Below are 2,706 nucleotides of genomic sequence, written 5' to 3'. Positions count from 1 at the left end.
TCCTTCAAGGTTCCATCGCCAATATGAAGATCACTAAGGTATAGTTTTTTCACTGCGGTCCCCCTAGACCATAATACCCCAAATTCGCAGTCAAAATTCAATATTCTGTGAAGTTGCTGGTTCCAATATCGTTGTAAAGATGAGACAATATAACGATGGACAGGCTATGGTATTTGCTGGATCTTTCTCTAGCTTTGCCGCTCTTATTGAACGGTTTTGATGCGTTTATCGCAGCTCTTGGTGTATGTGTCTTTATTAGCTTTTCTATGCGCGGTTACGAGGGAATCACTTTTTCCGATCCAGATAAGCAGAAGGCTTCTTCCCTTGGATCCGTTGTTTTGTCTTGCTTATTCGGGGCTTTGTTGATTCGTTTATCACCATGGATAGCCCTACCTTCTCTGGCACTTACCGCTCTGAGATACTTCTTTCTATACAGGCTTTCTCACGAGAGCTTCAATGAAGAGAAGTTGATGCTTATCGAAAGAGAACCAATAGAAACCAAGAAAACCTACGACAGAATCAAGAGAGTACTTGACATAGTCCTCGGAGTCACGATACTCGTCCTGTTCGGCCCTGTCATCGGAATAACTGTGCTGACCTCAGTTATCTCTAGCGGAAGACCTGTATTTATTTGCCAGAAGAGGATCGGAAAGGACTGCAGGGAATTCGAAATGTATAAGTTTAGAACTTTTGAAACAAAGGCGGGTAAAGATAGGATTACTCGCCTCGGCAGATTCTTGAGACCTCTAAGATTGGATGAACTTCCTCAGATAATCAACATCATAAAGGGAGACATGAGCTTGGTCGGGCCAAGGCCAGAGCTCCCATCATTTCACAGCCTTGGAATGGAGAACATACCCGATTACCCACTAAGACTCTTAGTCAAACCCGGACTCACCGGTTGGGCGCAGATCAATTACAAGTACACAACAACACTTGAAGAGTACAAAGTAAAAACTGCTTACGACCTCTATTATGTCAAGAACAGGTCGTTGATGCTAGACTTCAGGTGTCTCTTGAAAACACCCTTTGCAGTGTTTCTGGCTCTACTGAGAAGCGATGGCTGAATAGAAACGAGGGGCACCTGGCCCCTCGGATTAACTTCTTCATCATAGCTACCCTTTGGCGATTTCCTCAAGCTCCTTCTTTCTCTCAATTACGCTCTTGCTGTTGTTCTTGTAATGAGTATGGAGTAGTTCGTGTGAGAGGTGTCCTAGGGGCTTCTCCAAATACTCTTCGTAAAGCTTTAGAATCCCGGGATTTTCATGAGATTTCCTGATTTTGGAAGACCTGTCAATACTATATATTGCTTCCATTCTCTTTTCCAAATAACCAGGAACACTCGATTTCGGTTGACCGCCGCCACCTATACAGCCACCTGGACATGCCATTATCTCGACAAAATGGTAGAAGGCTTCACCTGAACGTATCTTGTCCATCAACTTGACAACATTGCTTCCACCATGAGCAATCGCAACTTTTACTTTAGTGCCCTTCATTTCTATTTCGGCTTCCTTCACACCTTCGAGTCCGCGAGCAAAGTCGAAGTCAAGTCGTGGCAGCTCTTCCCCGGTGTAAACCTCATACGCGGTTCTCAAAGCCGCTTCCATGACGCCTCCAGTTGCTCCGAATATAACTGCAGCTCCTGTTGAGATCCCAAGAGGATTGTCGTATTCTTCCTCTTCAAGCGACTCGAAGGGTATCTTATGCATTTTGATAAGTTTCCCGAGCTCCCTGGTTACCAGAACCGCATCCGTCGATTGGGCACCTCTTACTTGAAGTGTATCTCTCCCCTTCTCATCTTTCTTAGCAGTACAAGGCATGATGGAGACCAGGTAAATGTCTTCCGGCCTTTTACCAATCTTCTCCGCGAAGAAAGTCTTGACAAGAGCACTCATCATTTCTTGAGGAGACTTGGCAGTTGAAAGGTTCTCGGTGTACTCCGGGTATAGTTTCTCCATCATGTTAACCCATCCAGGGCAACAAGAGGTGAACATCGGGAACTTTCCACCTTCCTTAACTCTTTCGAGTAGTTCCGAGCCTTCCTCCAGAATTGTCAGGTCAGCAGAGAAATTCGTATCGAACACATAGTCGAACCCCAGCTTTCTGAGTGCAGAAACCATCTTGCCGGTGCTAACGGTTCCGGGAAGTTCTCCAAACTCTTCAGCCAACGCAACGCGCACTGAAGGAGCCGTCTGCGCAATGAGAACTTTATCATGTCTCTTCAGTTCGGCAACAACATCTCTGAACTCCATCCTTTCGGTAATAGCTCCAACCGGGCATACCGCTGAACACTGACCACAATTTATACAGTCAGTAGCTGCAATAGGGGCTCCGAGAGCGGGTAAAGGCAGAACATGATATCCCCTATTTACAGGTGATAGAATTGATAGGCCCTGGAGTTCATCACATGCTCTAACGCATCTTCCACAATCAATACACTTGTTCATGTCTCTGAACAGCGATGGACTGGAAGTGTCATAAGAAACATTTCTGAGGGTCTTCGGGAACATGTCTTTAACATCGTATTGATATATCAGATCCTGAAACTCGCATCTACCATTCACATCACAGGTCATACAGTCATTGGGGTGATTTGAAAGCAGAAGACCAAGGTTGAATCTTACGGCCTTGTTCACTCTTTCAGAATTCGTCTTAATCTTCATTCCATCAGCGACCTGAGTTGCGCATGCGGGCGAGAGATTA

2 protein-coding genes are annotated in these 2,706 nt (G+C 45.5%); one reads left to right on the top strand and one right to left on the bottom strand.

Annotated elements, in window-relative coordinates:
• Nucleotides 1–155 precede the first annotated feature (155 nt).
• On the top strand, nucleotides 156–1,067 hold the full coding sequence (locus ENN47_13100) for a sugar transferase (GenBank protein ID HDP79083.1): 912 nt from the start codon (nucleotides 156–158) through the stop codon (nucleotides 1,065–1,067).
• Nucleotides 1,068–1,115: 48 nt separating this feature from the next.
• Here ENN47_13100 and ENN47_13095 read toward each other — a convergent pair.
• On the bottom strand, nucleotides 1,116–2,706 hold a 1,591-nt coding region (locus ENN47_13095; protein HDP79082.1), incomplete at its 5' end, for a ferredoxin.

Source organism: Mesotoga infera, assembly GCA_011045915.1.
Lineage (GTDB): Bacteria > Thermotogota > Thermotogae > Petrotogales > Kosmotogaceae > Mesotoga > Mesotoga infera_D.
This window is presented reverse-complemented; position numbering and strand designations above follow the sequence as displayed.

Bases quoted from the DNA above. Each gene is read 5' to 3' on its own strand.
- ENN47_13100 (HDP79083.1), top strand. From the start codon at position 156: ATGGACAGGCTATGGTATTTGCTGGATCTTTCTCTAGCTTTGCCGCTC.